General features: G+C 49.7%; 7 protein-coding genes and 4 tRNA genes. 8 read left to right on the top strand and 3 right to left on the bottom strand.

What is annotated here, in order from left to right; genetic code table 11:
* Positions 1–155: 155 nt before the first annotated feature.
* The 3 genes from BIZ37_RS29000 to BIZ37_RS29010 form a co-directional block, all read right to left on the bottom strand.
* Positions 156–785 carry a nicotinamidase gene (locus tag BIZ37_RS29000; protein WP_187464492.1) on the bottom strand — a complete coding sequence of 210 codons (630 nt, stop codon included), beginning with the start codon at positions 783–785 and terminating at the stop codon, positions 156–158.
* Between the two features lie 11 nt (positions 786–796).
* Positions 797–2146 carry a CDP-diacylglycerol--serine O-phosphatidyltransferase gene (pssA, locus tag BIZ37_RS29005; RefSeq protein ID WP_187464493.1) on the bottom strand — a complete coding sequence of 450 codons (1350 nt, stop codon included), beginning with the start codon at positions 2144–2146 and terminating at the stop codon, positions 797–799.
* 114 nt (positions 2147–2260) lie between these two features.
* Entirely contained in the window at positions 2261–2701 is a 441-nt protein-coding gene (locus BIZ37_RS29010; protein ID WP_187464494.1) for a GNAT family N-acetyltransferase, read from the bottom strand.
* Positions 2702–2776: 75 nt separating this feature from the next.
* On the opposite strand from BIZ37_RS29010, the gene murB reads away from it, so the two are divergent.
* The 8 genes from murB to BIZ37_RS29050 all read left to right on the top strand — a co-directional run.
* Complete coding sequence (gene murB, locus BIZ37_RS29015) at positions 2777–3817, top strand: UDP-N-acetylmuramate dehydrogenase (protein ID WP_187464495.1); 1041 nt, start codon at positions 2777–2779, stop codon at positions 3815–3817.
* On the top strand, positions 3814–4776 hold the full coding sequence (gene birA, locus BIZ37_RS29020) for a bifunctional biotin--[acetyl-CoA-carboxylase] ligase/biotin operon repressor BirA (RefSeq protein WP_187464496.1): 963 nt from the start codon (positions 3814–3816) through the stop codon (positions 4774–4776). Before murB ends, birA begins: the two co-directional genes overlap by 4 nt.
* Complete coding sequence (locus tag BIZ37_RS29025; protein WP_187464497.1) at positions 4776–5507, top strand: type III pantothenate kinase; 732 nt, start codon at positions 4776–4778, stop codon at positions 5505–5507. Before birA ends, BIZ37_RS29025 begins: the two co-directional genes overlap by 1 nt.
* 96 nt (positions 5508–5603) lie before the next feature.
* Positions 5604–5679, top strand: a tRNA-Thr gene (locus tag BIZ37_RS29030).
* A 35-nt stretch (positions 5680–5714) separates the two neighbouring features.
* Positions 5715–5799: transfer RNA gene (locus tag BIZ37_RS29035), tRNA-Tyr, on the top strand.
* Positions 5800–5838: 39 nt separating this feature from the next.
* Positions 5839–5913 (top strand) — tRNA-Gly (locus BIZ37_RS29040).
* A 12-nt stretch (positions 5914–5925) separates the two neighbouring features.
* Positions 5926–6001: transfer RNA gene (locus BIZ37_RS29045), tRNA-Thr, on the top strand.
* A 104-nt stretch (positions 6002–6105) separates the two neighbouring features.
* A partial coding sequence (locus BIZ37_RS29050; RefSeq protein WP_230856459.1) for a GTP-binding protein occupies positions 6106–6231 on the top strand: 126 nt, incomplete at its 3' end.

A 6231-nucleotide genomic window follows, 5' to 3' on the forward strand; every position in this document is an offset into this window, starting at 1 on the left:
GAACCACAGAACCACAGAACCACAGAACCACAGAACCACAGAACCACAGAACCACAGAACCACAGAACCACAGAACCACAGAACCACAGAACCACAAGAAAAAGAAAACCCAGCCAAAGGCTGGGTTTAGTAGAAAGCGATGGAAGGGATAGTGGTTACAGTAGGGCTTTAACGGCCTCTGTGCTATCACACACACTTATCCCGGCCGCTTTCATCTCTATACAAGCCTGTTCGACAGTATCGGGTGCAATACCACGGCATGCTGCGAGATTGACGATCACTTGGAATTGGCCGGATGCTTGTAACTGCAAGGCTGTGGTTTTAACACAGTAGTCAGTGGCCAACCCACCCACCAAGACTGTTTTGACTGCTTTGGCTTGCAACCACTCGATAAGGCCAGTGCTGAGCTTCTCTTGAAGATCATGGTAACAGGCACCGTAGGGGTGAAGATCAGGCTCGATCCCTTTCCAGATAACATGATCATACTCTGTCACCGCGGGAAGATCCGGGATCGTTTCAAATCCTACTGTGCCTGGAACAGCATGGCTGACCCAGGTTAAATCGGCATTGGGGTGATCCAAAGGAGAGAGCATCTTGTCGTGTGAGTCGACAACCCATACCGCATTATGTGGATGGGCATCTTTCGTCAGTACACGAACGCTAGCTAATGCTGCTTGGCGATTTAACTCCGAGCCGATAGTGTCACCTTCAGCTACCGGTAGCTCGTTAGGGCATAGTGGAGTAAAGGTCTTTTGAGGATCTACATCTATGGCAGCAATAGTCATGGTCGTCTCTCTTACAGGATCTGGTTTAGGATATGATCGGCTTTAACCCGGCGGATACGTTTGATCAACTTACGCACCGGCGCAGGGTATACGTCGATTTTATCGATAAACTTATAGCTGCCCACAAGCTGGGTATGTTCAAGGATACGGTCGATCTCACCTTGTTTCTGCTCAGCCAGCAACTGTTGCTTGTCGTGAACCAGAATGGCATTTTCTAGATCTAGTTTCCAAGCCCGCGGATTAAGGTTGTTACCGGTGATCAGCATGTAGCTGCGGTCAACCCAGATCCCCTTGAGGTGGAAACTGTTGTCATTGTGCTTCCAAAGGTGGATAGCCAACTGGCGACGGGCTATCGCTCCTTCATTCTGCTTGGCAAAGTTACGCAGGTTCACTTCATACAGGTATGGCAACCCAGCAATTGTCTTAAACGGCTCGCTAGGCGGAATGTAGAAGTCATTGGCAGTCTTGTCACCAACGACAATAGTCACCTTTACGCCACGGCGTAGTGCCCTTTTCACTTCCCGGCTAACACTACGTGGGAAGTTGAAGTAAGGAGTACAGATGATCAGCTCCTGCTGGGCACTGGCAATCAGGGTGCAGATATGCTGGTTGAGCTTATTCTTGCGCTTGCCAAGACCGACCAGCGGAGTAAGACCGACCTCAGTCTCTGCGACTTCTTCCGGTTCGAACTGATAGCTGGCTTTCTGCAGCTGGTGACGCAGTTCCTTGATTGCCCCTTTAAGGTTTCGGGTATCAGGACGGTTAATCTGGCTCAGGCAGTTAACGGCATCACTATTGACCAGAGTGTCGACAATGAAATTAGCCATACTGTCTGCAAGCTGGCCATTGTGGATAACGTGATATCGGTCGTAGCGGTAGCGTTGGTGCTGGGCTAGATAGACATCATTGAGGCTTGCGCCGCTATAGATGATCTTGTCATCGACTACAAAGCCTTTGAGGTGCAGTACACCAAAGACTTCGCGGTTACGAACTGGAACACCAAGAATTTCGATCTGGTGCTCATACTTTTCGGAGAACTCACGGTACAGCGCAGCATTCCCGTCGGATTTGTCTGCGCCGATAAGCCCACGTTGGGCTCGGTGCCAATCTACCAGAACCTTGATATCAAGATCAGGGTTAGCCTGCTTGGCTTCATACAGTGCCGTGAGGATCCCACGTCCACCGTCGTCATCTTGTAGGTAGAGCGCAACTAGATAAATACGCGCTTTGGCATTGGAGATTTCTTGGTGGAGACGTTCACGGAACGATCCTGCATCGAGAAGGGTCTCTAAATCTTCTGGCTTGTGTGCAATACACGGCAGTTGCTCAATGCGTTGCTTGTTAGCAATAGCTGAATCCATTATCGCCTCGTTTACGCGACCTTAATAAGGATGAATCGGTTAGTTAAGAGCGCGATTATATCAGAAAAACACCATAGTCTATGTATTGCAAGCTTGGCATGGGTCACGTATGGCTCATTTCACGCTGCTACTTTGATCATAGAGCATGGGTGTCAGTGTTTTACCGCTTTGTCGGTAGCGGTTTATCCTTGTACGTAACGCTTCAGGCAATTGGTTGTCTGTCAGCGTTACAAAACCTGCAGATTGGTAAAACGACTCTAAAAAGCTAAAAGCAAAGCAGTAGCATGGTTTTACCACAGTCTGGCTCTGGCAGGCAGCGAGCAACTCCGCCCCTAGGCCTTGTGAACGCAAATCAGGATGGACAAGCATACCGGTCAGGAGCTGGAAATCTTCAAATTGCTTGAACCTGACACAGGCCTGTATCCCCTTGTTATCCTCACCTATCCAGATGGCTTCATCCTTCTTGGCTTTCCCAGCCGGGTAATGTGTTTTGTAAAAACGGTTGATAAGTGGGAACCGTAATGGTTCTAACGGGTGGAAACTAAGCTTGCTCATAGGGAAAACACTGCCAAGAAAGGATGAATCAGTTAAAATGCACCCCCTAGTATAAAGGTATGGATCAAAAGTCGCATGAAAGTTTTGCAGGATAGGTCACTAGCCCCGTTTCACACATTTGGCCTCGACGTGAAGGCCAGAGAAATTGTCATCGCCGAAACGGCGCAGGATTTGGTCTCTATCTGGCAAGACGAAAGTTACCGTGACATGCCTAAGCTGATCCTTGGTCAAGGTAGCAATATGCTATTTTGTGAAGACTTCACCGGTATAGTGGTGCTGAACCGGATTGCGGGAATTGAGGTGGAAGAAACTGCCGAAGATTTCTTGATTCATGTCGGTGCCGGGGAAGATTGGCATCAGCTCGTGACTAAAACGGTTGAAGATGGCATGCCGGGACTGGAGAACTTAGCCCTGATCCCCGGTTGTGTCGGCTCCTCGCCGATACAGAACATCGGTGCGTACGGGGTTGAACTCAAGGATGTCTGTGCCTACGTGGATACGGTGGAACTTACTACAGGTAAAGCCCGCCGTCTCAGTACGCAAGAGTGTCAGTTTGGATACCGCGATTCGATTTTTAAGCATGAGCTAAAAAACTCCCATGCGATTACTGCAGTAGGGATGCGATTGCCAAAAGTATGGAAACCAGTGATCTCCTATGGCCCGCTAGCGCAATTTGACCCCACAACGGTGACGGCTGCCGAGATTCTGCAGGCAGTTTGCGATATCCGCCAAGCTAAATTGCCCGATCCCAAAGTACTAGGCAACGCTGGGAGTTTCTTTAAAAATCCGGTGGTTGAGAGTCATGTTGTTGAGCACCTACTTGCACATTATCCAGCGATGCCGCATTATCCTCAATCCAACGGCATGGAAAAGCTTGCGGCCGGTTGGCTGATTGATCAGTGCCAACTCAAAGGGCACCAGATTGGTGGGGCGCGGGTCCATGATCAACAAGCTCTGGTATTGGTCAATTACCACCATGCCCAAATAGATGATGTCTTGCACCTGGCTCAATTTGTAGTGGACAGCGTGAAAGAGAAGTTCGGTATTGAACTGGAGCACGAAGTCCGCTTCATGGCAGGGGCAAAAGAAACGAAGCTGGCAGAGGTTGTTCGATGAAAGAGCACAGCACACGGCTTGCTCTGATTGCCAAGCTGGCAGACGGGCAATTCCACTCAGGCGAGGCCTTGGGGGAAGCCCTGGGGATCTCCCGGGCGGCAGTCAGTAAACATATTAAGGTTTTGCGTAGCTGGGGGATTGATATTTTCCGCCTCCAGGGCAAAGGCTATAGCCTAGCGACAAAACTGGAACTGCTTGATTGCGATACAATCTTGGCTCAGGTAAAGTGCCCGAGCCTAGAAGTGCTCCCGGTTATTGACTCGACAAACCAGTATTTGCTCGACCGTATCGGTACGTTGCCCAAGGGGGCATCCTGCCTGGCAGAATACCAACAGGCAGGCCGGGGTCGCCGTGGACGTCAGTGGTTATCGCCATTTGGTAGCAACCTGTATCTGTCCATGTATTGGCGACTTGATGCGGGTATTGCTGCGGCTATGGGTTTGAGCCTGGTAGTCGGGGTCGCTATCGCCGAGGCATTAGAATCGCTCGGCGCGGAAGGGATCAAGGTCAAATGGCCTAACGATCTTTACTACCAGGATAAGAAGTTGGCAGGCATCCTGGTAGAAATGTCAGGCCAGGCTGGGGAAGCGGCCCACTTGGTGATTGGTATGGGGCTCAATATCGCTATGCCGGAATCAGAAGGCGAGGCGATCGAGCAATCATGGACCAACCTGAGCGAGGCTTGTGATAGCTTGCCTGCTCGGAACAAGCTTGCCGCGGCATTGGTAAATCGCTTATACGATGCCTTGAAAGATTATGAAGAAAGCGGGATGGAAGGCTTTACATCCCGTTGGAATAGGCTGGATAACTTTTTGGACCGCCCTGTAAAGTTATTGATGGGAAACCGCGAAGTCGAAGGGATTGCTCGCGGGATCAATAACCAGGGGGCGTTATTACTGGAAACCGAGCAGGGGGTAACGCCTTATCTCGGTGGTGAAATCAGCCTTAGAGGTTGTTGATGCAAATTTTGATTGAAGCGGGCAACAGCTATGTAAAAGTTGCCCAACTATTTGAAGATGGTCATTTCACATTGCTCGGGCGCTACCCGAGCAAAAAATTGGAAATGGTTTTGGAGCCCTTACTGGAGAACGGAGTCACCAGAATAGTATTTGCCAGCGTCGGGCCGGTAGAAATTGATAACTCCTTACAGCGAATCTCGCAGTTAGCCAACATCCCTGTGATGCAGGTAAAGACACTGAGAAAAGATTTTGGTGTTAAGAATGCTTACAGCGAATACCAATACCTAGGCGTCGACCGCTGGCTGACGCTGGTGGCTATCCGCCAGGAATTTAAAGCGCCGACCGTCATCGTGGATATCGGTACTGCGCTGACATTTGATGTTATGACGGAAGAGGGCAAGCACCTCGGCGGTTGGATAGCGCCTGGCTACCAACTGATGATGAAGTCGGTATTGGAAAATACCACCAAGGTTTTTGCCGACCGCGAGCATGGCGATGCCCTTACGTTTGCCGACAATACTGCTGATGGTTTGAAAAACGGTTGTCGCGCTGCTCTGGTGGGTTTGATTGAGTATGGTTTGTCGCAAGCTCGCGAGAAGCTGAAAACCGAACCTAAAGTGATCCTATGCGGAGGCGGTGTTCGTCACCTGCCACAGCACTGGGGCAAAGACTTCTGTCATCGCTCGGATTTAGTGCTGGAAGGCCTTGCTTTGTATGCAAAATGTCGATAATGGATAATTTTTCGCCAGTGGGGTTGGAAAACTTAAAAAAACGGGAAAAAGGTATTGCAAGGCTAGGGATAGTTCTCTAGAATGCGCAGCACTTACGCCGACTTAGCTCAGTAGGTAGAGCAACTGACTTGTAATCAGTAGGTCACCAGTTCGATTCCGGTAGTCGGCACCACTTTCTCCTAGATGAGTGAAAGTGCTTTAAAATTTGGAGGGGTTCCCGAGTGGCCAAAGGGATCAGACTGTAAATCTGACGGCTCTGCCTTCGATGGTTCGAATCCATCTCCCTCCACCAGTTTCAATAGAAAGAATAGCTTATCGAGTGACGAATTTTGCGGGCATCGTATAATGGCTATTACCTCAGCCTTCCAAGCTGATGATGCGGGTTCGATTCCCGCTGCCCGCTCCACATTTCTAGTGTGCTGATATAGCTCAGTTGGTAGAGCGCACCCTTGGTAAGGGTGAGGTCGGCGGTTCGACTCCGCCTATTAGCACCATCTCTCCTCAAGTGACTTCTTTTCTTTTGATATATACTCTACAAAACCCATGATTGGTTGTGTGGTCGTAATGCCACCAAATACCGTGCCTAGAGGGACTATCCATGTCTAAAGAAAAATTTGAACGTACTAAACCGCACGTTAACGTTGGTACTATCGGCCACGTTGACCACGGTAAAACTACTCTAACTGCTGCTATCTGTACTACTTTGTCAAAAGTATACGGTGGT

The sequence above is a fragment of the Photobacterium sp. BZF1 genome (assembly GCF_014349205.1).
Lineage (GTDB): Bacteria > Pseudomonadota > Gammaproteobacteria > Enterobacterales > Vibrionaceae > Photobacterium.